A 26168-nucleotide genomic window follows, 5' to 3' on the forward strand; every position below is an offset into this window, starting at 1 on the left:
TTTTTATGAAAACCATTATTCAGGTCTTACCTTACTTTAAACAGTTATTTTGTAATGCTAATTCTTTAATTTTAGAAATTATCTCTTTATCATTAATAAACCCCTCTTTGATATCTGTTAATAATTCTTCCAGAGTTACTTTATAAAGCTCTGCATCATTATTTGATAAGAACTCTATTATCTCATCAAAAGCCCTATCATAATCTTTCAATTTACAAAAAGACAGATATTTTATTTGAGAAGCCAGTTCATTATGTTCATCATTTTGCAACAATTTATCAGCGATATCAATTGCCCAATCATATTCTTCCAAATGATACCAGCAATTTGCCATGAATAACAACCTGTAGCTTTCAGACTTTGAGGATAAACCATTTAATGTATTTAAAATAGTAAGTGAGGGCATGTATTGTCCACTATCCATCAAATCTTTAGCTTTTTGTAAAGGAGTCATGAGTTAAGAGATTGGTTTATTTTTTTTAATTAAAAAACATTATTTTCAAAGGTCTTATTTATTCCTGTTTTGAAGAATCTCCTCTATTTCTTCCAATGTAAATCCTTTTGCTTTCAATAAAATCAAAAAGTGGTACAGCAGGTCTGCAGCTTCATTTTTAAAAAGATCTTCGTTATTATCTTTTGCTTCTATCACCAGTTCTACAGCTTCCTCTCCTACTTTTTGAGCCATTTTATTGATTCCTCTCTGATATAATGAGTAAGTGTAAGAACCTTCAGCTTTAGTATCTATTCTCTGAGATATTTTATCTTCCAGTTCATACAAAAATCCTTTTATATCTTTTTCTCCGAAACAGCTGAAACTTCCTGTATGGCAGACCACATTTTTAGGAACAACTTTAATTAATAGGGTATCCTGATCACAGTCTATATCAATACTTTTTACTGTTAAAAAATTACCTGATTCCTCACCTTTTGTCCAGAGTCTGTTTTTGGAACGGCTGAAAAAAGTAACAATGCCTTCTTTTTTCGTTTTTTCAAAAGCCTCTTCATTCATGTAACCCAGCATCAGTACCTGTAAAGTTCTGTTATCCTGGATAACTACAGGAACAAGGCCTTTATCTTTATTAAAATCTATTTTCATCGTACTTCTATTTTTTGCGTTTTTAATTGTTTTTTTAGATCCTGAATTCCTATTTCATTAAAATGGAAAATACTGGCTGCCAATCCTCCTGTAGCTTTTGTTTCATTAAATACTTGAACAAAATCATTTGCAGTGCCAGCACCTCCGGAAGCAATGACCGGAATACTGATATTTTCTGAAACCAACTTTGTAATACGAAGGTCAAAACCGTTTTTTGTGCCATCTCCATCCATCGAAGTCAGCAGAATTTCTCCTGCTCCCAAACGTTCTGCTTCTTTTGCCCATTCTGCCGTAAAAAGTTCGGTTGCTTCCCTTCCACCTTTGATATGAACCAGATCTTTATTATCAATTTGCTTTGTATCAATGGCTACCACAACACACTGGCTGCCGAATTCTTTGGCTAAATCAGAAATAAGTTCTGGATTTTTTACCGCAGAGGAATTGATGCTGATCTTATCGGCTCCCGCTTCCAAAAGCTTTCTAACATCTTCTACAGACGAAATTCCACCTCCTACCGTAAAAGGAATACTAAGTTCTTTTGCAATTTCTTTTACCAGCTCTATAAATGTTTTTCTATCCTCAATAGTAGCGGTAATATCAAGGAAGACAAGTTCATCAGCGCCTTCCTGCTCATACTTTTTAGCGAGAACTACCGGATCTCCTGCATTTTTAAGACCTTCAAAATTGACTCCTTTCACCGTAGCTCCGTCTTTTATATCCAGACATGGAATAATTCTTTTCTTAAGCATTTTCAATAAAGTTTTGAAGTTGTTGTAAGCTTATTTTTCCCTCATAAATTGCTTTCCCGATGATTGTTCCGGCGCAGCCGATATCTTTCATTTTATAGACATCAGCGATCCCTGAAATCCCTCCGCTTGCCACCAACTGAACTGAAGTTTTATATAAAATCTCAATATAAAGTCCGGTTGAAGGACCTTCCAGCATACCATCTTTTGCGATATCAGTACATATAGTGGTCTGTATTCCTTTTTCCTGATACTGAAGAATAAAATCAATGATGTCATTGTCACTTTCTTCCAGCCAGCCTGAAGTTTTAATCTTTCTGTTTTCACAGTCAGCTCCAAGAATAACTTTCTCAGTACCATACTTTTGTAACATTTCAAAACAGAATTCCGGGTTCTGAACTGCAATACTTCCTAAAGTGATTTGCTTTGCTCCGGAATTAAAGGCTGTTTCAATATCCTCCTGGGTTTTTAAGCCACCTCCAAAGTCGATATGCAGCGAAGTAGAATTAGCAATATTTTCCAGAACCTTTTGGTTAACAATATGCTTTGATTTCGCCCCGTCAAGATCCACCAAATGAAGAAACTGAATACCAAAACTCTCAAATTCTTTTGCCACTTCTACAGGATTTTCATTGTATATTTTCTTTGTGTTGTAATCTCCTTTTGACAAACGGACACATTTCCCGTCAATAATATCAATAGCCGGAATTATTTTCATCATTATAAATTTATAAAGTTCTTAACTATCTGATTTCCTATAATTCCCGATTTTTCAGGGTGAAACTGCACCGCATAGAAATTATCTTTCTGTAATGATGCACTGAATGGCAGGATATAATCACAAACAGATGTTGTAAAGTCTGAAAGCTCACAATAATAGCTGTGAACAAAATAAACATCATTGTTCTCTTCAATTCCTGAAAACAGTAGTGAGGTCTGCCCTGAAACTGTATTCCAGCCCATATGCGGAACAATATCTTTTGCTGGAAATTTTCTGACATTGATATCAAAGATCCCCATCCCTTCCGTATTTCCTTCTTCATTCTCTTTGCACATCAGCTGCATTCCTAAACATATTCCTAAAACAGGCTGTGTAAGGCTCGGAATCAGGAGATCAAGTTCTCTTTCTTTCAACAGCTTCATTGTTGAGGAAGCTTCTCCAACTCCGGGAAAGATTACTTTATCAGCTTTTAAAATCCTTTCAGGGTCATCAGTAATCACAGAGTCAATATTGAGTCTGTTGAGGGCATTCTGAACAGAGTTTACATTTCCGCCGTTGTATTTTATTATGGCTATCATATTTATAAACTTCCTTTTGTAGAAGGCAGGCTGTAATTAGTATCTGATTGATTCACTGCCATTTTAACGGCTTTTGCAAAGGCTTTAAAGATAGATTCAATTTTGTGGTGCTCATTGTCTCCTTCCGCTTTGATATTCAGGTTGCATTTTGAAGCATCTGCAAAGGATTTAAAAAAGTGAAAAAACATTTCGGTAGGCATATCCCCAATCTTTTCTCTTTTAAACGGAGCATCCCATACTAACCAGGGTCTGCCGCCGAAATCAATAGCCACCTGAGAAAGACAGTCATCCATTGGAAGCAGGAAACCATATCGTTCGATCCCTTTTTTCTTTCCTAAAGCTTTTAAAACAGCTTCTCCCAGCACAATTCCTGTATCTTCTATCGTGTGGTGCTCATCTACGGCAAGATCTCCGTTTACTTTAACCGTAAGATCCATATTCCCGTGTCTCGCAATCTGGTCCAACATATGATCAAAAAAGTGAAGCCTTGTTGAAATATCTGAACGTCCGTTTCCATCAAGATTAACTTCAATTTTAATATCTGTTTCATTGGTTTTACGGGAGACTTCAGCCTTCCTCATTCCTGATTTTAAGAACTTATAAATCTCAGACCATTTTGTTGTAGACAGTTCAGCTTCATTATCAAAGTTTTGATTAAGATAAATAGCTTTAGACTTCATATTTTTAGCAAGTTGTACATCCGTATCTCTATCACCAATTACATACGAATTTTCCAGATCATAGTTGCCATACATGTATTTTCCCAGCATTCCGATTCCTGGTTTTCTGGTAGGAAGATTTTCATATTCAAAGCTTTTATCTATTAAAATATCACTAAAAATAATCCCTTCGTTTTCAAATGCCTGTATCATTTTTTCATGAGGTTTTATGAAATCTTCTTCGGGAAAACTGTCCGTTCCCAGCCCATCCTGATTGGTTACCATCACCAATTCATAATCCAGCTCATTAACAATTTTTGAAAGATTTTGGAAAACTCCCGGATAAAACTCAAGCTTTTCCAGAGAATCTACCTGAAAATCTGTGGGTGGTTCAACAATCAGCGTTCCGTCGCGGTCTATAAAGAGTACTTTTTTCATATGTTTTTATAAATTATTTTTAACCATTAAGCTTTTAAGTGATTAAGGATTATTAAGTATATAGCTGAAGCTATTCATTCAGCTATATGTATTTATCTTTGATAAAACTTAAGTTTTCTTATCATATTATTTTTCCTTAATGGTTTATATTTTAACAAGCTATTCTATATTCCTTTTAAAAGATTAATTAATTTTTCATTTTCTGCACGATTTCCTACATTGATTCTGATACATCCCGGAATGGCCGGATCTCTTCTGCTGGTTAAAATCTCTTCTTCAAGCATTTTTCCATACACATTGTCTACATTTTCCATTTTAATCAGGAAGAAATTGGCATCCGTTGAAAATACTTTAGAAATACACGTAATTCCTTCAAACTGTTGCTTCAGCCATGCTCTTTCTTCCAAAATACGGTTTACATTTTCCTGAAGTCTGTTTTCCTGATCCAGTGTATTTAAAATGAGTTCCTGGCTCAATATATTTACGTTATAAGGTGCTTTAACCGTATTGATCAGACTAGTAATTTCTTCGGATGAATAAGCCATTCCTACTCTCGCTCCGGCAATTCCCCACGCTTTAGAAAAAGTTTGCAAAACAATCAGATTGGGGTATTTATCCAAAAGCTCCAAACTTGACTTTTTCCCGGAAAATTCTATATAAGCTTCATCTACCACAACAATTCCGTTGAAATTCTGAAGATAAAATTCAATATCATCAATACTGTTTCCGGTAGGGTTATTGGGTGAGCATAAAAAGAAAATCTTCAATGAAGGATCTTCGGCCGTCTTTAAGAAATTGTCTTTTACGATTTCAAAATTTTCATCCAAATCTAGTTTCAAGACCTTATTTTCATTAATTGCTGCATAGAAACCATACATTGCAAAAGAAGGATTCATCATCAGAATGGCATCTTTTTTAGGCTCACAGAAAATTTTAATGATAAGGTCTATCAGCTCATCGCTTCCGTTTCCTATGGCAATCTGTGAGGGAGAAACATTTTTAAGTACCGCAAGCATGCTTTTAAGCTTTTTCTGGGTAGAATCCGGGTAACGGTTGCATTCTCCGAAAGGACTTTCATTGGCATCCAGCATAACAGGAGCATTAAATTCATTGTGATCCCTGAAACTAATGTAGGGCTGTAATTGTAATATATTTTCTCTTACTAAAGTTTTAATACTGTTATTTTTCATTGTATTGCTGTTCATTTTTTGAAATTATTTTAAACCATTAAGATGAATTGAGTTATTAAGAATAGTGAAGAAAATATCTTCAGATCTTTATTAAGCAGTAAGCTGAATTCAAATGTATTTGAATCTTAACTTTACTTAAAGTCTTTATTTTCTTAATGGTTCAATTCTTTTTTGGGTAAACGCAAAGGCGCAAAGTTTTTTATTCATACATTTTTTTTAGACGTAAGAAAATCTAAGATTTTCAGCAAAGGCATGAGTATTATTTTGCGTTTTCCAACGTTTATTATTTTAATCTTATGGATACTGCATTTTTGTGGGCAAACAGGCCTTCTGCTTCTGCCATGAGTTCTATTGTTTTTCCTAGATTCTGAAGACCTTCTTTTGAAAGCTGCTGAAATGTTATTTTCTTTACAAAGCTATCCAGCGATACGCCACTGTAATTTTTTGCATAAGCATTGGTAGGAAGTGTGTGATTGGTTCCGCTGGCATAATCTCCTGCACTTTCACAAGAATAGTTACCAAGGAAAACGGAACCTGCATTCTGAACCTCCGGAATATATTTTTCAAAATCATCAATGGCAAGAATAAGGTGTTCCGGAGCATAAAGATTACTGAATTCAAGAGCTTCTTCCAACGAATTTACTACAATAAAAGAGCTGTTTTCTAAAGCCTGACCTGCAAATTCATTTCTGGGTAAGTCTTTGATTTGCTGCTCAACAGCCTCTATCGTCTCTTTAAACACTTTAAGATCTGTAGTAATAAAAACAACCTGGCTATCACTTCCGTGTTCTGCCTGTGAAAGAAGATCGGAAGCACAAAACTCAGGAACAGCCTGTTCATCTGCTATGACAAGAACTTCACTCGGACCTGCAGGCATATCGATGGCGACTCCGTAACGCTGAGCATATTCTTTGGCAGCTACAACAAACTGATTTCCCGGACCGAAAATTTTATACACCGCAGGAATACTTTCTGTACCTAAAGTCATAGCTGCTACAGCCTGAGCGCCACCTGTTTTAAAGATTTTTGAAATTCCGCAAAGCTTTGCTGCATACAGAATCGCAGGATTAATATTTCCATTTTTATCCGGTGGTGTACACAGAATGATTTCTTTACAACCCGCCAGGTTTGCAGGCACCGCCAGCATCAGTACTGTAGAAAATAAAGGAGCAGTTCCTCCGGGAATATAAATCCCTACTCTCTCTACAGCACGGTTTTCGCGCCAGCAAATTACTCCTTTCGTCGTCTCTATTTTTTGAATATCCTGTTTTTGAGAAGCGTGAAATCTTGAAATATTTTCTTTTGCCTGCTGAATTGCCTGTTTCAGTTCATCACTTATCTGTTTTTCAGCATCCTGAATTTCTGCATCAGATACTTTAATAGTTACCGTTTCTGCTTTATCAAACTTTCTGTTGAATTCTATTAAAGCTTTATCTCCGTTTTTTTCAACTTCCGTGAATATTTCTGTAATCAAACCTGAAATCTCTTTCTGCTCAAGAACCGGGCGTTTTACTAAATCTGTCCAGGTATTTTTTGTGGGATATCTGTATATTTTCATTGTATTATTTTGAAAGTTTTTCAAACCATTAAGTCACTTATAAGTTATTGATTTTCATAAATATTAACTGAAGCTATTTTTTTGATAAACGCAAAGACGCAAAGTTTTTTTTTATCTTTTACTTTTTTAAGGCGCAAGAAAATCTTAGATTTTCAGCAAGTGTTTGAATTATATTTTTTACTTAAAGCAGCATTCAATTTTATCGCAGATAAAACCTTTGCGCCTTAAAACAGTATTAATTTCACTTTCATTGCGCCTTTGCGTTAACCAATATTAACCATATTAATAGTCAATATATATTAAATAACCATTTTATCAATCGGGATGATTAAAATATCCTGTGCTCCATTGGCTTTCAGTTCATCAATCACTTCCCAGAAACGCACTTCATCAATAACAGAATGAATACTGCTCCAGCCTTCTTCTGCCAATGGAATGACTGTAGGACTCTTTAATACGGGAAGAACTTCAGCGACTTTCTGGATTTTTTCGTTGGGAACATTCATCAGAATGTATTTTGAATTTTTTGCTTTTAAAACGGCTTCAATTCTGAATACGAATTTTTCAAGAATGGCTTCTTTTTCAGTTGACAACTGAGGCGTTTGAGCCAAAACAGCCTCCGATTTCAGCAAAGTAACGGTTTCTCTTAATCCGTTTTTAAATAAGGTACTTCCGGAACTTACAATATCACATATTCCATCTGCCAGACCAATATTAGGGGCAATTTCCACAGAACCTGAAATAACGTGAATGTCTGATACAATTCCTTTTTTTTCTAAAAAGCTTTTGAGAGTATTAGGATAAGAGGTAGCAATTTTTTTACCCTGAAAATAAGAAATTTCGTCGGTCTCTACTTCTTTGGGAACAGCCAGTGAAACACGGCATTTTGAAAATCCAAGTTTCTGGATTGTGGTGATATTTTTACCTTTTTCAATCAGGAGATTTTCGCCAAGAATAGCAACATCTACCACTCCATCTTCCAGATATTGCGGGATGTCTGAATTCCGAAGATACATGATTTCCATCGGAAAATTATCTACTGAAACTTTGAGTTGGTCTTTACCATTGTTGACAAAGATTCCGCAGTCTTTGAGAAGCTGTAGAGATTCTTCGTAAAGCCGGCCGCTTTTTTGGATTGCAATTTTTAATTTACTCATTTTGCCTTTTTTTGGGGTCCGAGTAAATAAAAACTGATCTATTGAAATTTCTGAGGAGAATTCAGGAAACAAAAAAACCGTCTATTTACTCAGACGGTTTTAATTATTTTTTGATTTTAGCACAAACTTATATCAATCAATTCCGCCTAACAGAGATGATGATAGTAATGATGTAATGCTAAAAATACTGGTTTCATTGTATTGAATTATGATGCAAATGTAGGATTTATTTTTAAAATGCAAAGTTTTTTCAGATCAATTTTTGATAAAAATTCATCAGCTCTTTTGCAATGGGTTCGTCATTAAACATCTGAACAAACTCGAAACCCTTTTCCTCACGGCGTTTTCTCTCGGATTCATTTTCCCAGAGAAATTTTAGTTTAGCCATGATATCAAGATCATTATCCGGATTCACATACACAGAGTCTTTTCCTCCGGCTTCCGGCAGACAGCTTGTATTGCTGGTAACGACAACAGTTTTAGAAAAAAGCGCCTCAATCACAGGGATTCCAAAGCCTTCAAAGAAACTCGGATAGACAAAAATATCTGCCAGTTTATAAAGACAAGCCAGCTCGTCCATAGAAACTCCTTCAAGGAAGAGCACTTGCTTTTCCATTTTGCTTTTTTTCAGGAAACGTTCTATTTTCTGATAATATTTGGTCTTTCGTCCCACAACTACAAGAGGAATTTCCGTACCGTTGACTGCTTTTACAACATTCAAAAGATTTTTGCGCTCTTCGATGGTTCCAACATTAAGTATAAACTTTTCCGGAAGCTTAAATTTTTCTTTTACAACCTGCATCAGTTCCGGAGACTGCTGTTCTTTAAAAGCATGATGACATCCCTGATAAATAACTTCAATCTTTGTCTCAGGAACTTTTAAATACTGAATAATATCTCTTTTGGTCTGTTCTGAAATAGCGATGATTTTATCAGCCATATCAGCCGCTTTTTTAAATTTCCAGAAATGGATTTTCCTGTCAAAAAAAGAATAATACTGCGGATATCTTACAAAGATAAGATCATGAATGGTAACGACCTTTTTAATAGGTCTTGAATCCCATTTTAAAGGAAGTTCGCCAGATAATCCATGGAAAATATCAGCTTCTTGTTTTTGGGCATCTTTACCCATTTTCAACTGACGTGAAAAGTTCCCTTTTGAGGTTTCAATAAATTGAACATTAGGGCGTTCCAGAATACCTTTCCCTCTCTCCGATTTATTTTTGTTGAGTAACAGATATTCGTTATCCGGTTTGTATTCGGAGAGAATTCTTACAAGATCTCTTGAGTAATTTCCCAGACCTGAGGTATTGTGGAAAAACCGTTTTGCATCAAAGGCAATCTTCATCGTTGTATCTGTTTTTGGAATTCCTGGAATGTACCGAATGTATGTCCTTTTTGTTTTAGCCAGCCTACAAACGAATCAAATCTTTCTACCATATCTTTTCCTGAGTTTTTTACAGTAAATCCAGGAAGTTTAAAAGCTTCATCTTTGATTTCCGCAAATTCCCATGGATGGAAATAAATATTAAGATAATGGTCCTTTTTCAAGGTATCTGAAGCCAGCTTTTTATAGAAAGATAACGGAAAGTTGTGAAAACTCAGCCAAAACAAAGGAATTCTGAAGTTTGGTGATACAGAGGCCGGAACCTGGGTAACATTTCCTTCCTTAAAATAGGTTCTGGATACTTTTAAATTATTATATCTTCCCGGCAAAAACGTAGGGTTGATGGATGAATTGTATGAATACCCTGCTCTTTCTACTTCTTTTTCATCTACAGGCATCATTCTCGGCATTCTTAATCCTGTCACCTTTGTGGAAAATAGTTCTTCCAGTTTTTCTCTTGATTCCTTCAGGTGTTTGTTTTCAAATTCTGAATGAAACCATGTGTGAGAAGCCAGTTCATGGCCTTCATTTAATAACCTTTCAATAAGGTGTCTGCTGTTTTCTGCAAAAACTACTGTGGAAAAAAAAGTAGCTTTGGCATTATGTTTTTTAAGGATGTCAAGTATTCTCTCTAATCCTGTCTGTGAAATTGAAATCTGCTTTTCAAAGGGAATTTCACCCTTATATTCTAATGGCATATCAAATTCTTCAATATCAAAACTCAATAAAACCATTCTAAAATTTTTTGTTTTTAATAATATAATTAGGTCTGTCTTTTACCTGTTTAAATATTTTACCTAAATAAATTCCCATAATTCCGAGGATGATCAGCTGAAGTCCTCCGAAGAAAACAATGGTCATAATCAATGATGCCCAACCAGAGATCTCCGTCTTTGCAATGAAAGAATGAACCACATAGGTGCCATATCCGATTACTGAAAGTGCTGAAAATAAAAACCCTAGATAAGCTGCCAAATACAATGGTTTTACACTGAAAGCTGTGATTCCCGTAAAGGCAAAAGTGAACATTTTCTTAAGATTGTAGCTGCTTTTTCCTGAAAGTCTTTCCGCTGCGGTAAAATCAATTCCTGTTTGTTTGAAACCCATCCAGCTTGTCAGTCCTCTGAGGAATAAATCATCTTCATTAAAGTTTCTCATCACTTCCACTGCCCTCGCATCCAGTAATCTGAAATCTGAGCCGCCTCCTTTCGTCAAATTAACGTCTGACAGACTTGATAAAAGCTTGTAAAATATGTCTGATGTTTTTCTTTTAAAAAAGGATATCTCTTTAGGATAAGTTCTGAAAGTAAAAACTACATCATAACCTTCTTCCCATTTCTGAATCATTTCCGGAATAAGCTCTGGCGGATGCTGCAGGTCTCCGTCCATCGAAATAACGGCATTTCCCTGAGCGTTATCCATTCCTGCTTTTACGGCTGGCTGATGTCCGAAATTTCTCGAAAACTCAATGAATTTCACTTCATCATATTGGTTGGAAAGTTCTTCTAATTTTTGTTGTGTATTGTCTCTGCTGCCATCATTTACAAATATGATTTCAAAGTCGTAATTATGTAAGCCATCAAAAACTTCTTTAATTTTCTGATGGATCATAGCGACATTTCCTTCTTCGTTATAGGCGGGAATTACAATTGAAATTTTCTTCATATTTATTAATTCAGGCTGTAATTTTTCTCAAAATCTTTAGTAAGGAGTTCATAAGTTACTCTCAACCAGATCACAATACAAGGTACAGCTTTTAATGAATATTTGATGATATAGTTTTCTTTTACAAATTTCGGGAATAGATCGGAAGTGGAAAAACAAGTAAAAATAATAACAAAAACAAGCAATCCTATAATAAGAGGTGTTCTTTCTTTCTGAAGGAAAAACCATATCAGAACTCCTACAACCGCAATAATATAGGTTGGAGATTCTGAACTGGAGCTGAACAATACTAAAAATAATAAGGTTGAAGCCAGAATCATCAGTTGGAAAGCATAGTGTTTGTATTGCTTAATTCTGATATAAGGTAAAGCAAAAAGTGGCAATCCACCTGCTAAAAACACAAGATTGGAGATAGAAGCATCTCCTAAAACTCTTCTTACAAAGCCCATCAGAGAGATATCCTGCATATTCCCCAACACCTGATTTTCACTGTTCTTTTCTACAATAGACTGAAACCAGTCTGAATAGCACTGAATAACAAATTGTGGGCTTGAATACGCCATTGGAAGTACGAAAAACAATACCGCGATGGCTACTCCTGAAAGAATAAATTTGACTTTATTTTTAATGAAGAAAAACTGTGTCAGCCCTACAATTCCGTAGATTTTCACAAATATTCCTATTAAAATTGCAGTTACAGACTTCACTTCTTTTCTTTCGTAAATGTATACTGCAGATAACAGCAAAAGGCCTGTCAGTGCTACATTGAACTGCAAACTTAAAGCTGCTGTAATGTATTCCTGAAGACAAAGCAGTCCGAAAATTGCTTTTTTGCTGTCTGAAAACGGCAGCTTATAAATACCATAGATAAAGATAAAAGTATTGCCAATATTCCATAGTGAAATTCCGAGCCAATCCGGCATCATGGCAAACGGTGCAATCAATGCACTGAAAAATACGCCATAATGGTTTAAATCAAAATAAAGATCGGGATAATGGATAAATAAATTTTTCTGATGAATGGTATTAAAGAATACATTTTTAAAAATCAGATAGTTATTGATCGCATAATCTCCTCTCAGGTATTTGGAAATGGCTGTAACAACCGATATAATAAGATAAACCCCAAATATATATTTAGGGTTTAATAGTATTTTAAGGAATTTTTCTTTCAAGATTGTGGTATTAGCTTACAATATTAATCTTAAACTGCTACATTATTCTCTCTCAATGCATCATTCAGAGATGTTTTCTTGTCTGTAGATTCTTTTCTCTGACCAATGATCAATGCACATGGAACCTGATATTCTCCAGCCGGATATTGTTTCGTATAGCTTCCAGGAATTACTACTGAACGTGCAGGAACTCTTCCTTTGATTTCGATAGGGGTATCTCCTGTAACATCAATAATTTTTGTAGAAGCTGTCAATACTACGTTTGCACCCAATACTGCTTCTTTTTCTACATGAACTCCTTCTACAACGATACATCTTGAACCGATAAAGCAGTCATCTTCAATGATTACCGGGGCCGCCTGTAACGGCTCCAATACTCCACCGATACCTACACCACCACTCAGGTGAACATTTTTACCAATCTGTGCACAGCTTCCTACTGTAGCCCAAGTATCTACCATCGTTCCAGAGTCTACATAAGCTCCAATATTTACGTAAGACGGCATTAAAATAACTCCCGGAGCAATATAAGCTCCTTCTCTTGCCACTGCATGTGGTACAACTCTCACCCCTTTTTCAGCATAGTTTCTTTTCAAAGGCATTTTATCATGAAATTCAAACGGACCTACTTCAATAGTTTCCATTTTTTGGATCGGGAAATACATTACGACGGCTTTTTTCACCCATTCATTTACCTGCCATCCGTTTTCTGTAGGTTCAGCAGTACGAAGTTCACCTTTATCAACTAAAGAAATAACCTCTCTGATCGCCTTCTGGCTGTCTTCATTTTGTAATAGTTCTCTATTATCCCAAATATTTTCAATAGTTTGTTGTAACGACATGTTTCTTATTTAAATTAGTTTGAAAAATTATACCGGCCAAAGATACAAAAAAGTTCAGCAAAACGGTTTTTAACGTTATGCTTTTAATAAAGGCTCAACATACGTTTAACCCTATTTTTATAGATCAGGTAATTTTGTCCGTGTACTTTCATCAAATACTCCTCTTCAAGGCGTATCTGGATCTGCATCAAAATACTTCCGATCAAAAGGAAAGTCAGAGCAATGACAGTTGGGATAACAAGGAAAAAACCAACAAGGCTTACCGTCATTCCCAGAAATATAGGATTCCTGGAAAACCTGAACAGTCCTCGAGTTACCAACTCTGTTTTTATTGTATTATCAATTCCGATCCGCCAGGAGTTTTTCATTTGAAGCTGAGCTGTGATCACCCAAATTAAAGCCAGAATCATTAAAATAAATCCTGTAAATTGAATGGTAATATTCTCCAGAAAATTGATTTTAAAAGCAGAAGAAATATCGTTATAAAAAAATGAAAGAAGTATTACATACATAAACAGTGCGAACAAAACGATCTTAAAATACAGCCCTACAAGCCCATATGCAGAATCGTCCCTGGGCAGAACATTTGGGCTTTTACCAATCTGTTTTGCCACTTTGTAGCTGATACCTACAAAGGAAACAGCAAAGAAAAGTATGAAGTATAAAGGAATAAAGAATCTGATAAAATCTGCCATATGATAATAGTTTTGGACAAATTTCCTGAGTTTCGTGGTGCAATGCTATTGCAATGACAGGAACTTTATTAGGATTGCAGAAATTTCCAATTGGAAACCTAGAAATTCCCCTCCACTGGAGGGATGGCGAAAATTCAAAGAATTTTTGACGGGGTGGTTAAAAAATATTGTTATAAGTTTTGGCTAAAACCAGTTGATTTTTTGATCTTTTATTGAACGGGCTAAAGCCCGTTCCTATTGAATGCTTTATCTACTATTTTTGAGGAGAATTACACCATTTTTAAATCTATTTAATCCAGAATAACGAACTCCATTGTTCTGGCAACATGTTTTTCCTGAATAATTCCCTGTGAATATGGGATATTGTGACCGGTATTGTATTTTGTTAAATACGCTTCATTAATTTCCTCAGTAAGATCATTGATATCTTGTGGGATGAGCGCTTTTATGGAATAAATAGTTTTACCACATTGGATCTCTCCTATCGGGTTTTCTAAAAATGTATTGTACCAGCTTCTTTTGGCGAGACCCCATGATCTTGCAAATACTCTGTTCTGGACAACAACCATCCAAATTTCCAGAAAGTCCGGTCTTTGAAGTCCTCCTTTTACTCCGATAATTGAATTGTTTTGAATGTAATCTAATGCACTGTCTTTATTCATTATATAAGTTTTTGGTAAAACTAGAATAAGAAAACAGGAATAAAAACTTTTTTATGTATGGGGTAAGAAATAGAATGCAGATGACTCTTTTTCTGATGTTGATGAATTTTAAAGCATCATTTTACCGAGCGCAGAATGGAGACATTCTTTATAACTTTTGGCCACGGTAATTTTCAATTCGCCGCATATGAGGTGATTGTCTTCAAAAGATTCTATATTGGTAAGATTGACAATGTATGAATTGTGAACCCGCATAAATTCTTCCGGAAGGGTTGCAATAAGGTCTTTAAGTGTTTTGTAGTAAATATATCTTTTATGGTCTACGGTATGAACTTCTACATAATTTCCGAGTCCCTTGATGACATTAATATCTTTAAAGAAAAGCTTAACCAGCTTTTTATCTGTTTTAATGAAGGCAAATGTCCGGTTCTCTATCATTTTAAAAGATATTTTTACAGAACTCTTTGGGCATGAAGGTATGCTTTATTCCAGTATTTTTCGTTCAGAGATGAAATCATTACTCCTTTTGAGGTAGAAGCATGAATGAACTTTACTTCTCCATCTGGGCCAATATCATGGACGATGCCTACATGAGACACTCTGCTTCCTCCTGCTGTTGCAAAAAACAAAAGATCCCCAGGTTTTACGTCTCTGATATCAATATTTTTTCCAGCTTCAGCCTGGTCAGAAGATCTTCTTGGAAGGTTAAAATCATTTTCTTCAAATACTTTTACGGTAAACCCGGAACAGTCGAATCCTGATGATGTATTTCCTCCGAATTTATAGGGTGTTCCGATATATTTTTCAGCATCTTTCAGAATATCATTAATTGATCTGGATACATTTCCGTCAAATTTTGAATCCAGTTTTCTAAGATTTTCAGATTTTGCAACTGTTTTCGTATTTGATTTTTTATTGCCGGAAACACTTTTCGATGATCCGCATGACACTACAAAAGCAGAAGCAATCAGTAAAACAGACCACTGCTTTATTCTTATTTTTAGTTCAAATAACCCCAATCCCATATTCTTCTGATTTATACTCGGTTAAGTAATTCTTCCACAAATATACATTTTATATTTTAATTATAATATAACTATACTACAACTATATTATAAATATATGTTAAAATTTTGATTTCAAGTATTTATTGGTATATTTGATCTCTATTTTGAATATATGGCAACATATGAAAGTCTCATCAAGATCACAGGGGCTGTAGGCGACCTTGTATTTTATACTCTGAACGGCAAAAATGTGGTTCGGAAGAAAAGCGGGTTCAATAAAGCGGCTTTTAAAAAGGATCCGTCGTATGAGAAAGTCCGGCAGAACAGTTCGGAATTCGGGCATTGCTCCAAAATTGGAAAGATTATAAGGAATACCCTGGAAGTCTATATCAAGGAAGCAGGTGATCCCCTCCTCTACCAGAAGTTCGCAAAGGTTATGACAACGATCAAAGACCTGGATATGATTTCCGGAAGGGGAAAACGAACGGTTGAAAATGGATTAAAGACTGAAGAAGGGAAAAAGCTTCTGAGAGAATTTCAGCTGGGTACTTTCCCTAATATTTCGGATTGTATCAGAATTGAGGATCAGATCCTCTATCAAAGTGAAGATTGTAGTGCTGATAAAGCCGTCATTATGACTATAAAATTAGATTCTGAAAATTACAGCACAGAATATGCTGAAGAAATAATCAGCTGGAATCAGCAACAGCAAAGGCCTTTTAAAAAATATTTTTCAGAAAATGATGTTCTCCTTTATTTTATGATCCTGAAGAATGATCACGATGAGATTACCCACATGGGATTTGTTTAAATAAAAAAGTCTGCAGTAGATTCTGCAGACTTTCTTGTTTTATTTTTTCTCTCCTTTCCAGATTCCTGACTGTGCAGGTGTAGGAAGTGAGTTGGACCAGTTTCCGTTTCCTTTTTTTTCCGTCGTTAACGTTCCTTTGAAATCTCCTTGTGAAGGAAGTCCTACTCTTGCGTTAAGATCTCCTGTCTCACTTAAATTCCCGGAAATACTGTAGTTTTCATTATTAACATCGGAATGCATTGTTCCTACCACTTTACCACTCTCATCTACCACGAAGTTCCAAACTCCTTTATCATTTCCTTCATAAGAACCTGACCATGTTCCTACATAATCATAGATAGTATCATCATCAGAGCTGCAGCCGATAAATAAAAACGCCGTTAATAAAAGTAAAAAAAGTTTCTTCATAGTTTCAGTAGTTTTAACCTAAAATCCTGTTATTCTCAATGTACTTCCCTCCTAAAAATTCCGTCACAGAGAATAGTGCTTAATATTTATTATTTTTTTGTTCCGTGCAAATCTACTAATTTTTTCATTCAAATTATCTGAATTTTAATTAGCACCCAATATGTTTATTAAAAAACAACATATTTTGGCTAAAATACAAATATTTTTCAAACAAATACAAGGTGTATCAGCTTTGAGTTATTTAAAAAACGCTATCTGAAATTTGATATTATTTTATTCAATATCTGTTTACAATTACTTTATATTAGATTTTAAACGATTTCTACACCAGTTTTAAAGTTATTTCCTATATTCGTGAAAAATTTAACCTTTTCAAATAATAACATGAAAACAAAAACATTCTTTTTGGCAGCACTTGCTATTGGCGGGAGTTTAACAGCACAGGTTGGGATTAATACAGCTACTCCTTCTCATACACTAGATGTCAATGGTCTGGTAAGAGTAAGAGGACTTTCAAATGCTGAAAAAAAAATTGTTGCTGCGGATGCACAAGGAGTTTTAACCCTTATATCTCCTGAAGAAATTTTTGCTCCGAAAGCTTTATTGAACACGTCTACTTCTTCCACTGAACAAAGGCTGACCATCTATGAAGGAAAATGCTTTCAACCGACTGATAACGCTTCTTCCTGCACCGTTTCTTTAAATCACTATACCTCCTGTTCCGGATTTACCAATCCTGTAGACACCCAAATTATTGTGGGACAGAGCATCAATACGGGTAACGGACAGTTTTTAGGAACCTGGACAGCCCGATATGTTGATAATAAAGGATTCAGCGGAACAACTGCTGTTGCCAACCAGGTTGCACCGGATTATCCAAGAATCTCCTACCCAACAGCTAATAATGTAAACTATTTAGGAAGCGGTAACTTCAATGGTCAATGTAATACAGATCTTGTAACAACGATTAACCAGACCACCGGAGATATAAAAGTAGAGTCTGTGAAACGAAACATGTTTGCACATCTTGTGTATCTCATCAACATTGCTCGTTCCAGATCTTTATAATAGTCGATATTTGATTTCAAAAGAGGCAGCTACAATTCAATTGTGGCTGTTTTTTTATCTAAGAATCAAACATTTCCATTTAGTTTAATAACTTTAACTTTCATGTTTTAATCAAAGACTTTAATAATTCTTGTTTTAAGCTGTAGATAATCATCCTATTTTTGTTTGAACGAAAACAGAATACATCACTTAAAAATCGTACTATTATACTATGAAACAGATACTAACTGAAGAAATTTTTTCCTCACCGCAATGGTTAAAAATAATCTGTTATTTTTTCGGACCTCTCTTAATTGTGACCGGATTTGGCCTTCTCATGCAGAAAGACCTTCCAAAGGAGATTATTTTTCTGGTACCTATACTTTTGCTGATTGCTGTGAGTATGTTAATGTATACCCGACTAAAATTAATTATTTCAAATACAAATATCCGATTTACTGGAGGTCTGAAACGGCATCAATTTCTCTGGACTGACATTACAGGAATAGATATGAAAATAGTTGGGAAATATCAAACTCCAGTCTGTACTGTATATTATGGCAAAAAATCACTGGAACTCCATAGAGGTTTTTATTTAAAAGGAAATTTCAATAGAATCTTATCATTGTTGGAAATGAAGACCGCACCGGAACTATTTACAGAACAATATCAAGCGATCCGTCGTCAGATCAATTAATTTGCTGAAATTACCCAACAGAAAAGCCCCATCTGGAGGCTAAACTATTGGATGAATGAAAAACTTATCCCAAATGTATGAAATATTAATACTGCCCTTTATGCGTACAATCATAATCAGATATTTTTATTGCTGCTATTATTTTATATCTATACATTAATACAGATAGAGATTGAAAAGATTGCAAGAAGGTAAATAATATATTTAATCGATGATCTCTCCTTTGCTGTCATCTAATTTTTCACGAAACCTTTGAAGATCTTCGGGGTTAGGTTTTGCCCATTCTTTAACCTCTCCACTAATTTTTAAAGGCATTTCGGAACGGTAAGAACGGGTCGGATTTCCCGGGAATTTCTTGTCTGTTACATTGGGATCATTTTCATAGATCCCTGTTGGCTCCACAACATATACACGCTCTACTCCATCGCCTTTTGCTAAAGCAGCAGCAAGCCCAGCTCCGTTAATTAAGGCTGTGAAATAGATATGATTCATTTTTAATTCGGACTTATAATTTGAGATTCCGCCTGCCATCAGTAGATCTCCAACCTGTAGATCGGCTTTTGTTCCATGGTAAAAAGGTCCTTTATCAGAAGGATGATTTTGTAATAACAATGCCTGTTCAGCATTCTTTTTTGACATTTCCAAATCTCCTAAATTCTCATAGCATCTGGAAATATTCAAATAAAGAGAAGGCAAGGCACTTTTAACCGTATCATCATTTATTTTTAAAGCAAATTCCAGAGAGGTTTCAAGCCACTTCAAACGATCAGCAGGTATTTTTTGATGACGTGATACATAATGAGCTGCCAGAAATTTTTCATGATCATCCGCAGCTTTATCCCAGGCTTGTAAAAACAGTCTTCCTGCTTCTTCAGGCATGTTCTTATCTTCCATATTCATTCCCTGAAGACAAAGTTTGATGACATTATTAAAAGGTGAAAATTCCATGGTCAATTTTTTAATTATTTCCGAAGTATTGTATTGTTTCTGAGCAAATTTATGCAAAATACAATAAGGCTGATCTCCAATTCGATGAAATTATTTTATTAAAAAAGAACTGTATTACTCCACATCAATGTCTCATCTGAAAAAACAGGACTTTTCAACGATTGTTTATGCCCGTTTATCGAAAACCGCTGCCGTTTTAGTGGATTATGAATGACCTTTACATCAGAAAAAGAGCAATAATACTCAACTATAAATACCATTATTATGAAAACAAAAATCGGAATTACAGAAAAAAACACAGAAGCTGTTGCAGAACAATTGGCAAAATTATTAGCTGACGAATTTCTACTGTACACCAAAACAAGAAATGCACACTGGAATGTGACCGGAGAAAACTTCCACGCCAACCACATTTTTTTCGAAAAGCAATATAAACAACTGGATGAACTTATTGACAGCGTTGCAGAACGTATGCGCAAAATAGGACATTATGCTCCCATACCATTGAGCAATATGCTTCTGATGCCGCTGAACTGGTAGAATTTCTTGATTTAAAAGATGTAATTCACATTGGGCATTCTACAGGCGGTGGTGAAGTCATTCGTTATGTCAATACATATTCCAATGGAAGGGCTAAAAAAGCGGTTCTGATCAGTGCTATTCCACCGGTAATGGTTCAGAGTGAGAACAATCCTGATGGTGTTCCGATTGAAGTTTTCGACAATATCAGAGATCAGACCCTAAACAACAGAAACCAGTTTTATATTGATTTAACATTTCCTTTCTACGGTTATAACAGAGAGGGTGCCAACGTCAAAGAAGGTATTCAGAGAAACTGGTGGAGACAAGGAATGATGGGTGGTATCGTAGCACATTATGACGGAATTAAAGCCTTTTCTGAAACAGATTTAACCGAAGATTTAAAAGCTGTTGATATTCCTGTTTTAGTTCTTCACGGAGAAGATGACCAGATTGTACCGATTGAAAACTCAGCGATAAAATCAGCCAAATTACTGAAAAACGGAAAATTGATCACTTATCCCGGTTTCCCTCACGGTATGCCAACTACAGAACATGAAACAATTAACAAAGATATCCTGGAGTTTATCATATCTTAAAAAAACAGATATTACTGAGGATGACCACAGAATTGGAAGTCTTAAGCAAAAAATGGCTGGCTGATGACAGCCATTTTTTATTTACTGTCTTTGCTCGCAATCTGCTTCCTATTTTATGTACAGAATATCTTACTAACTGTCATGCAAACTAATCATTTACAACAAATTCTTATTTTCCATGAGAAAAGAGAAAGCTTCCTTCACTGTTTGCTCAGAATTTTTTGGATAAAAGCCTAGTTCATTTCTGGATTTAGATATATCAAAGTTCTGTTGTAATCCCGAAAACATTGCAATCTCTTTTGTAGTTAATAACGGAGGTTTTCCAGTTATTTTAGCTGAAAATTCCATTAACCCTGCAATTGCATATAGTATAAACTTAGGAACAGAGCCTGGTATTTTGATTTTCAATTCCGGATAAAGTTTCTGAGCCAATTTGGTCGTGTCGGTAATAGTCATGCATTTTTCATGAGCTAAAATATATCGTTCCCCTGAGCGCCCTTTTTGTGCAGCAAGATAGCATCCTTCGGCGACATCTTTTACATCTATCCAATTAAGTGTTATTTTGGTATCCATTGGAATTTGCTTATTTAAAATTAGCTTCAGTACACCATAAGAGACATTCAAAGGAAGAAATGCCTCACCGCCTATCATCGCACCAGGCATTACGGATACCAGTTCTATTCCTAATTCTTTGGCAAGTTGAAAGGCCAGTTTTTCACCATCGTTTTTGGAATTATAATACATATCCCGGCGGTCTGGATTATACCCATTGCTTTCTTTAGTAGGGAGATTGGTGTAATCTAAAGCCGCAATAGAACTTACATAGACAATTCTTTTTACACCCGCTTCAGCAGCGGCTTGAATAGTATTCCGGGTTCCATTTATATTTACGTCGTAGATTTCCTTTTTAGGATCTTTTGCCCACAATTTGAATGAAGCTCCTACAGCATAAAACGTATGAACACCTTGAAGAGCCTTAATAAATGAAACTTTGTCCGTAATATCAGCCTGTACTACTTCGCAGTCTAAATCCTTGAAACATTCTCTATTTTTGATGTTGCGGACAGATGCCCGGACCTGAAATCCTTTATTGATGAGTAACCTTACAAGGTTGTTGCCCAAATGTCCATTGGCTCCTGACACCAATACTAAGTTTCTGCTTGTCATATCTTTTTGATTTTAAATGATACTGCAAAGTTCAGTCTTGCCCATTCAAAATCACTTCACAAATGTTACTTAACAATCTGTTTTCGGATACGGCTCAAACTTTTAGGATTCATCCCTAAAAAAGAAGCAATATACTGCATAGGGACATTGTGTAAAATTTCAGGGTTTTGAGCCATCAGCTTTAAATAACGTTTTTCGGCAGTAAGCGTTGCCAGCTCCTTTGCACGTTTTTCATTGTAGGATAATGATTGCTGAAATATTAAAAAACTAAAGTCTTTAAATGCAGGGCTTTGCTGCATAAGCAGATCAAGATCAGCCTTTGTAATTCGTAAAAGCTCACATTCAGTAATGCACTCCAGATTCTCATCAGATTTACTCTGATTGGCAAAGTTAGAATAAGAGGTAATGAAGCCGGGAGGACAGTTGATATGGGTGGTTATCTCATCTCCTCTGTCATTATAATGGAAAAGCCGGACAAAACCAGAAACCACAAAATACAAGTACTGTGGTATTTTTTCTTCTTCCTCAATTACTCTATCTTTTAGATACGAGACAGGTTCGAAATATTGAGTACACAGCTCTCTATCTGAATCTGAGAGCTTTACGTTTTTCGAAATAAGTTGGTACAGCTGATCATGCATAATATGACAAAAATAACAACTTCTACCCTAAAATCTCTTAACTTCTGTAATGGATAAGACTTCTCATCAAGATATAGTTCTGGTATTATTATTTTTTATAGATGAACTAATTCAATTGCAGGAAATCCTTAATCGTTTTCAATACCCCAAAACTATCGTTAGTAGAAGCTTCAAAATTAGCGATCTGTTTCACATTAGGATGGGCATTTTTCATTGCATAGGAATATTTGGCATTCTTCAGCATTTCTATATCGTTCATATAATCTCCGAAAGCCATCGTGTTTTCAGCAGAAATTCCCAGAGACTTCTGGAGTATTTTCAGGGCATTTCCTTTATTGATATCTTTATTCATGACATCAAGCCAATGCGCTCCGGAAATAACAACTTCGAGGCCCAGGGCTTCAAATTTTTTAAGGGCAGGATAAAGATACTTTTCAGAACCATCAGGATGATAAACAGCAATTTTAAAGGCTGTATCATCAATTTTTTCCGTCAGATCATCTTTTTTCATATTTTGGGTATAATACTTTGAGAAAAAATCCACGAACTGCTGATCATCGGTTTCATAATAAGCATATTTCTTAGCTGACAATACAGCTTTGGCTCCCGGTATTTCACGAACAGTCTTTATGATCTCCACAATATGTTCATACTCCAGGGTATCAGCAAAAAGTTCCTGATCTTTATAAACCACATAGCCACCATTTTCAGCAATAAAACCAATCTCACTCTCTATATCCCCGAAATAATGGGTAATTCCAGGCATCTGCCTTCCGCTTGCCGGTACAAATAAAATATTTCTTTTTTTCAGTTCTTTGTAAACATCCGAAAATTCAGGGCTCATTTCATGACTGGAATTCAGAAAAGTTCCGTCCATGTCAGTAACAATTAATTTAATATACTCCATAATATAGGTCAGTGAACAAATAAAGGATAAAACTTAGATGTTCATTAATAGAAAATAATGTAATTGAATATAAAACAATACATATAACTTATTTAAATTCTTTTAAGGAATAAAAAGATCAATTAGCGTGATTCCATAAAGAAAACACCATTTTTTGCAGTTATATATCTAGAGCTAAAGATAGATTATTAAAATTAAAAAATACTATTAAAACAGTTAATTCTATATTACGATATCTATATCAATTACAGAAAATAATTGTCTGATAGTTGTGATAAACTTTACAAATCATCCAGGTCAACTGCTTTGTTCAACTGTTTATAAAACAAATGAAATAGCTGCAATTTTTATGAGTTCTTTGAAAATTTTGTTCATTGGGAGATAAAAAAATTCTGCAAAAAAAATTAAATTTTGCAGGATTAATCAGCTTTTAGCGCATTTTGAAGATTTTTTCAAATACACCAAGTGGAGAATACGGGATTCGAACCCGTGACCTTTTGACTGCCAGTCAAACGCGCTAGCCAACTGCGCCAATCCCCCATATCTTCTCTAATTGTGAAGCGGGTACAAAAGTAAGTATTTAAATGATATTTCCAACTATTTTGTAATTTTTATTGAACTAAAATTAAATAGAATGATGCGCAAAGACAATAAAAGCCACTATTAATCATCGAATAACGTCTCAATATCCCCTATATATCTAGTTTACCCCCAAAGTCTGGAGAAATTATTTTATGTGATTCCTCCCTATAAACCAAACAGTATTATGATCACAGTCATAGCTTAATGCATCTCCATTAATTAAATTTGAATTCCAGAAATTTATTTTCTGAAAACATACATTTTTTTGCCTCCTGATGTCCGGGAGGTTTTTCTTTTTAAGAAAATTCCTTTCTTAAACCAGCTTAAGTATATTCCAGTGTTCTCTTTATAACTTTGTCGCACAGAAATTAAGTACTGGAGATTCATTTTTTAACAATCTATTTTATACCACATGAAAAAAAAGGTTTTACATATAAACTGCCATCCACTTTTTAATGATAACACCCATGCAACGGTTCAGTTATCGGATTATGGCTTGGAATTTTTATCCCAGATTGAAAACATTGAAATCAATACTCTTAATTTGTACGACAGTACTGCGGCCATTATTCCCAGAATAGATGAAACATTGCTTTCTTTATGGAAAAAAAATAGTGAGACGCCCAATGAAGAGGAAAAGGTTTTGCAAAAAGCACAGGAAAAACTGTTGCAGCAGTGGACTGAGGCTGATTATATTTTCATATACTCTCCCCTGCACAACTTCAACATCACTTCAAAGTTCAAAGATCTTGTTGATAACATTCTTATTGCAGGGCGTACGTTTAAATACACTTCAAATGGTTCAGTAGGTTTATTGTCCGACGATAAAAAGATTATGTATGTGCAGTGCAGCGGAAGTGAATACAGCCGTGATTTCAGATATGTGAATGCAGATCATTCCACCCAATATGTCAGAACCATATTAAGCTTTATGGGAATAAACCAACTTCAGTTGATCCGTGTTGAAGGATTGGATTTAAGATCTAATCATAGACCAGCACTTATTGACAAAGGAAAAGCAGAATTACATAGCTGTTTACAGACGTATTTTAATCATTAATAAAAAAATTGTCATCACTGAGTACCCTATTAGTCTTTCCCCACTTAAAACTGGGGTTTTGTTTTTTTAGAAAAAAATGTATTCCATAGAGAATACGGGATTCGAACCCGTGACCTTTTGACTGCCAGTAAAACGCGTTATAAAACAGCAAATGAATCCAATAAACACCAGCTGTAGGAGTATAAAAAGGCCGGATAACCGACCTTTATGATTTAATGAACTTCCGGATCCCATGGCGCTTTAATAATAACGCTACAAGCAAAAATACAAGATTCCATTGAGCCAAATTCTCCAATATATCTGGTACCACAGTTACATGCAAAGCCTCCTCCAATTGTTTTTAAGGCATTTCTTGATAATTTTTTCATAATAAAAATTTTTGATTAGGCTGTAAAATTAAAGATGGACAAAATCCAAGGCAAGAAACAATTAGTAAGTGTGAATGGATAGACAATAAGTGTAATCAAATAACCAAAATCATAAAAACGTTGGAATTATTATTTGAATCTTGTAAAAGATGAACTATCAATATTTCAGCATGGAATAAAGATCATTTCATAAATCATAAGTAAATACCCATAATAAAAAAATCCCTCTTGATGAGGGATTGTATTTTAAAAATCTGGACATTCCATTGTATTTTCTCTCCAGTAGCATTGTGGTATCGGACTGTTAGGGCAATGCATTTCTCTTTGTCCCGGTAAACATACCTTTTGCCCTCCATTAATACTTCTTAATTTCTCCTTAGAAATTTTCTTTACATTTTTCATGGTTTTGATTTTAGTTTAGGATCAAATATAAAAATTATTCCTAAATAAGAGATTTAACATAAAAAAATAATCGTTATGGGTTTCCGTAACCAGAATACATTAAAAGTAACTTAAAAATATGAAAGAAATTATAGACTGCTTATTATTTCAAAGTTCGGATTGGCTTGAAAAACTATTCGGAATCATCACTTGGCTATGTTCCAATAGGATGGATTGTTTTAGTTTATTATATCTTTTTTAAATAGCATCTACTCCACAGAAAACAGCGAGGAATAAAAAACTGGAGCCTTTGATCACATACAACCTGCCCATCGAAGAACAAAATATTTTTTCGAGCAAGTGGTATTTCATTTTTACTTAATACGCGTAGAATACCGCTGTATATATAACACTACAACACTGTGTATTTTTCATAAAATGAAGTAATCTTTATTCT

At 34.9% G+C, this 26168-nt stretch carries 31 protein-coding genes and 1 tRNA gene; 6 read left to right on the forward strand and 26 right to left on the reverse strand.

Going from position 1 to position 26168, the window contains the following annotated elements:
* Positions 1-31: 31 nt before the first annotated feature.
* From ACPF63_RS09750 to ACPF63_RS09835, 18 genes are all read right to left on the reverse strand, one after another.
* Positions 32-454 (reverse strand): hypothetical protein, encoded by a 423-nt coding sequence (locus ACPF63_RS09750; RefSeq protein ID WP_077417576.1) that lies wholly within the window; start codon positions 452-454, stop codon positions 32-34.
* A 54-nt stretch (positions 455-508) separates the two neighbouring features.
* Positions 509-1096: a bifunctional phosphoribosyl-AMP cyclohydrolase/phosphoribosyl-ATP diphosphatase HisIE gene (gene hisIE / locus ACPF63_RS09755; protein ID WP_426482854.1), complete on the reverse strand. Its 588-nt coding sequence runs from the start codon at positions 1094-1096 to the stop codon at positions 509-511.
* Positions 1093-1845, reverse strand: a complete 753-nt coding sequence (hisF, locus tag ACPF63_RS09760; RefSeq protein WP_426482855.1) for an imidazole glycerol phosphate synthase subunit HisF — start codon at positions 1843-1845, stop codon at positions 1093-1095. Before hisF ends, hisIE begins: the two co-directional genes overlap by 4 nt.
* Complete coding sequence (gene hisA / locus ACPF63_RS09765) at positions 1838-2560, reverse strand: 1-(5-phosphoribosyl)-5-[(5-phosphoribosylamino)methylideneamino]imidazole-4-carboxamide isomerase (RefSeq protein ID WP_426483210.1); 723 nt, start codon at positions 2558-2560, stop codon at positions 1838-1840. The genes hisF and hisA overlap by 8 nt, the downstream gene beginning before the upstream one ends.
* A 2-nt stretch (positions 2561-2562) precedes the next feature.
* A complete protein-coding gene (gene hisH, locus ACPF63_RS09770; protein ID WP_426482856.1) occupies positions 2563-3141 on the reverse strand; it encodes an imidazole glycerol phosphate synthase subunit HisH in 579 nt (192 codons plus the stop codon).
* A 2-nt stretch (positions 3142-3143) separates the two neighbouring features.
* On the reverse strand, positions 3144-4238 hold the full coding sequence (gene hisB, locus ACPF63_RS09775; RefSeq protein WP_426482857.1) for a bifunctional histidinol-phosphatase/imidazoleglycerol-phosphate dehydratase HisB: 1095 nt from the start codon (positions 4236-4238) through the stop codon (positions 3144-3146).
* A gap of 164 nt (positions 4239-4402) precedes the next feature.
* The gene (gene hisC / locus ACPF63_RS09780; RefSeq protein ID WP_426482858.1) at positions 4403-5443 is read right to left on the reverse strand and encodes a histidinol-phosphate transaminase; all 1041 of its coding nucleotides are present in this window, start codon (positions 5441-5443) and stop codon (positions 4403-4405) included.
* Positions 5444-5711: 268 nt separating this feature from the next.
* The gene (gene hisD, locus ACPF63_RS09785; RefSeq protein WP_426482859.1) at positions 5712-6986 is read right to left on the reverse strand and encodes a histidinol dehydrogenase; all 1275 of its coding nucleotides are present in this window, start codon (positions 6984-6986) and stop codon (positions 5712-5714) included.
* Positions 6987-7285: 299 nt separating this feature from the next.
* The gene (gene hisG / locus ACPF63_RS09790; RefSeq protein WP_426482860.1) at positions 7286-8143 is read right to left on the reverse strand and encodes an ATP phosphoribosyltransferase; all 858 of its coding nucleotides are present in this window, start codon (positions 8141-8143) and stop codon (positions 7286-7288) included.
* A 250-nt stretch (positions 8144-8393) separates the two neighbouring features.
* A complete protein-coding gene (locus ACPF63_RS09795) occupies positions 8394-9491 on the reverse strand; it encodes a glycosyltransferase family 4 protein (protein WP_426482861.1) in 1098 nt (365 codons plus the stop codon).
* Entirely contained in the window at positions 9488-10264 is a 777-nt protein-coding gene (locus tag ACPF63_RS09800) for a polysaccharide deacetylase family protein (RefSeq protein WP_426482862.1), read from the reverse strand. Before ACPF63_RS09800 ends, ACPF63_RS09795 begins: the two co-directional genes overlap by 4 nt.
* Position 10265: 1 nt before the next feature.
* Positions 10266-11195 (reverse strand): glycosyltransferase family 2 protein, encoded by a 930-nt coding sequence (locus tag ACPF63_RS09805; protein ID WP_219072650.1) that lies wholly within the window; start codon positions 11193-11195, stop codon positions 10266-10268.
* Positions 11196-11200: 5 nt separating this feature from the next.
* Positions 11201-12370 (reverse strand): glycosyltransferase family 87 protein, encoded by a 1170-nt coding sequence (locus ACPF63_RS09810; protein ID WP_426482863.1) that lies wholly within the window; start codon positions 12368-12370, stop codon positions 11201-11203.
* A 29-nt stretch (positions 12371-12399) separates the two neighbouring features.
* A complete protein-coding gene (locus ACPF63_RS09815; protein ID WP_077417676.1) occupies positions 12400-13212 on the reverse strand; it encodes a 2,3,4,5-tetrahydropyridine-2,6-dicarboxylate N-succinyltransferase in 813 nt (270 codons plus the stop codon).
* A gap of 83 nt (positions 13213-13295) precedes the next feature.
* Positions 13296-13907, reverse strand: a complete 612-nt coding sequence (locus ACPF63_RS09820; protein ID WP_426482864.1) for a methyltransferase family protein — start codon at positions 13905-13907, stop codon at positions 13296-13298.
* Positions 13908-14197: 290 nt separating this feature from the next.
* Positions 14198-14569, reverse strand: coding sequence for a DUF2255 family protein (locus tag ACPF63_RS09825; RefSeq protein ID WP_426482865.1), 372 nt, complete (start codon positions 14567-14569; stop codon positions 14198-14200).
* A gap of 108 nt (positions 14570-14677) precedes the next feature.
* Entirely contained in the window at positions 14678-15007 is a 330-nt protein-coding gene (locus ACPF63_RS09830; protein WP_077417682.1) for a LytR/AlgR family response regulator transcription factor, read from the reverse strand.
* 14 nt (positions 15008-15021) lie between these two features.
* The gene (locus tag ACPF63_RS09835) at positions 15022-15594 is read right to left on the reverse strand and encodes a C40 family peptidase (RefSeq protein WP_426482866.1); all 573 of its coding nucleotides are present in this window, start codon (positions 15592-15594) and stop codon (positions 15022-15024) included.
* A 154-nt stretch (positions 15595-15748) separates the two neighbouring features.
* Here ACPF63_RS09835 and ACPF63_RS09840 point away from each other — a divergent pair, with 154 nt between their 5' ends.
* Positions 15749-16387, forward strand: coding sequence for a hypothetical protein (locus tag ACPF63_RS09840; protein WP_426482867.1), 639 nt, complete (start codon positions 15749-15751; stop codon positions 16385-16387).
* A 39-nt stretch (positions 16388-16426) separates the two neighbouring features.
* On the opposite strand, the gene ACPF63_RS09845 is transcribed toward ACPF63_RS09840, so the two are convergent.
* On the reverse strand, positions 16427-16795 hold the full coding sequence (locus ACPF63_RS09845; protein WP_426482868.1) for a hypothetical protein: 369 nt from the start codon (positions 16793-16795) through the stop codon (positions 16427-16429).
* 384 nt (positions 16796-17179) lie between these two features.
* On the opposite strand from ACPF63_RS09845, the gene ACPF63_RS09850 reads away from it, so the two are divergent.
* Positions 17180-17863 carry a hypothetical protein gene (locus ACPF63_RS09850; RefSeq protein ID WP_426482869.1) on the forward strand — a complete coding sequence of 228 codons (684 nt, stop codon included), beginning with the start codon at positions 17180-17182 and terminating at the stop codon, positions 17861-17863.
* A gap of 211 nt (positions 17864-18074) precedes the next feature.
* On the forward strand, positions 18075-18539 hold the full coding sequence (locus ACPF63_RS09855) for a hypothetical protein (RefSeq protein WP_426482870.1): 465 nt from the start codon (positions 18075-18077) through the stop codon (positions 18537-18539).
* Positions 18540-18743: 204 nt separating this feature from the next.
* On the opposite strand, the gene arr is transcribed toward ACPF63_RS09855, so the two are convergent.
* Positions 18744-19178, reverse strand: a complete 435-nt coding sequence (gene arr, locus ACPF63_RS09860) for an NAD(+)--rifampin ADP-ribosyltransferase (protein ID WP_426483211.1) — start codon at positions 19176-19178, stop codon at positions 18744-18746.
* A gap of 573 nt (positions 19179-19751) precedes the next feature.
* Between arr and ACPF63_RS09865 the strand changes: the two genes are divergently transcribed.
* Positions 19752-20027 carry a Dps family protein gene (locus tag ACPF63_RS09865; protein WP_426482871.1) on the forward strand — a complete coding sequence of 92 codons (276 nt, stop codon included), beginning with the start codon at positions 19752-19754 and terminating at the stop codon, positions 20025-20027.
* On the forward strand, positions 20021-20605 hold the full coding sequence (locus tag ACPF63_RS09870) for an alpha/beta fold hydrolase (RefSeq protein ID WP_426483212.1): 585 nt from the start codon (positions 20021-20023) through the stop codon (positions 20603-20605). The genes ACPF63_RS09865 and ACPF63_RS09870 overlap by 7 nt, the downstream gene beginning before the upstream one ends.
* A 156-nt stretch (positions 20606-20761) precedes the next feature.
* Here the strand turns inward: ACPF63_RS09870 and ACPF63_RS09875 are convergent, their stop codons facing one another.
* From ACPF63_RS09875 to ACPF63_RS09890, 4 genes are all read right to left on the reverse strand, one after another.
* Positions 20762-21772: an NAD-dependent epimerase/dehydratase family protein gene (locus ACPF63_RS09875; protein ID WP_426482872.1), complete on the reverse strand. Its 1011-nt coding sequence runs from the start codon at positions 21770-21772 to the stop codon at positions 20762-20764.
* 65 nt (positions 21773-21837) lie between these two features.
* Positions 21838-22413, reverse strand: a complete 576-nt coding sequence (locus ACPF63_RS09880; RefSeq protein ID WP_426482873.1) for a Crp/Fnr family transcriptional regulator — start codon at positions 22411-22413, stop codon at positions 21838-21840.
* A 106-nt stretch (positions 22414-22519) separates the two neighbouring features.
* Entirely contained in the window at positions 22520-23320 is an 801-nt protein-coding gene (locus tag ACPF63_RS09885) for an HAD family hydrolase (RefSeq protein ID WP_426482874.1), read from the reverse strand.
* 466 nt (positions 23321-23786) lie between these two features.
* Positions 23787-23860: transfer RNA gene (locus ACPF63_RS09890), tRNA-Ala, on the reverse strand.
* Between the two features lie 454 nt (positions 23861-24314).
* Between ACPF63_RS09890 and ACPF63_RS09895 the strand changes: the two genes are divergently transcribed.
* Positions 24315-24962, forward strand: coding sequence for an FMN-dependent NADH-azoreductase (locus ACPF63_RS09895; RefSeq protein ID WP_426482875.1), 648 nt, complete (start codon positions 24315-24317; stop codon positions 24960-24962).
* A 212-nt stretch (positions 24963-25174) separates the two neighbouring features.
* On the opposite strand, the gene ACPF63_RS09900 is transcribed toward ACPF63_RS09895, so the two are convergent.
* Together ACPF63_RS09900 and ACPF63_RS09905 are read right to left on the reverse strand one after the other, a co-directional pair.
* Positions 25175-25330, reverse strand: a complete 156-nt coding sequence (locus tag ACPF63_RS09900; protein WP_180563681.1) for a hypothetical protein — start codon at positions 25328-25330, stop codon at positions 25175-25177.
* A 246-nt stretch (positions 25331-25576) separates the two neighbouring features.
* Positions 25577-25732, reverse strand: a complete 156-nt coding sequence (locus ACPF63_RS09905; protein ID WP_426482876.1) for a bacteriocin-like protein — start codon at positions 25730-25732, stop codon at positions 25577-25579.
* Positions 25733-26168: the final 436 nt, after the last annotated feature.

Origin of the sequence: Chryseobacterium sp. R2ACT005 (genome assembly GCF_049949215.1) — a bacterium.
In the GTDB taxonomy this organism is placed as follows: Bacteria; Bacteroidota; Bacteroidia; order Flavobacteriales; family Weeksellaceae; genus Chryseobacterium.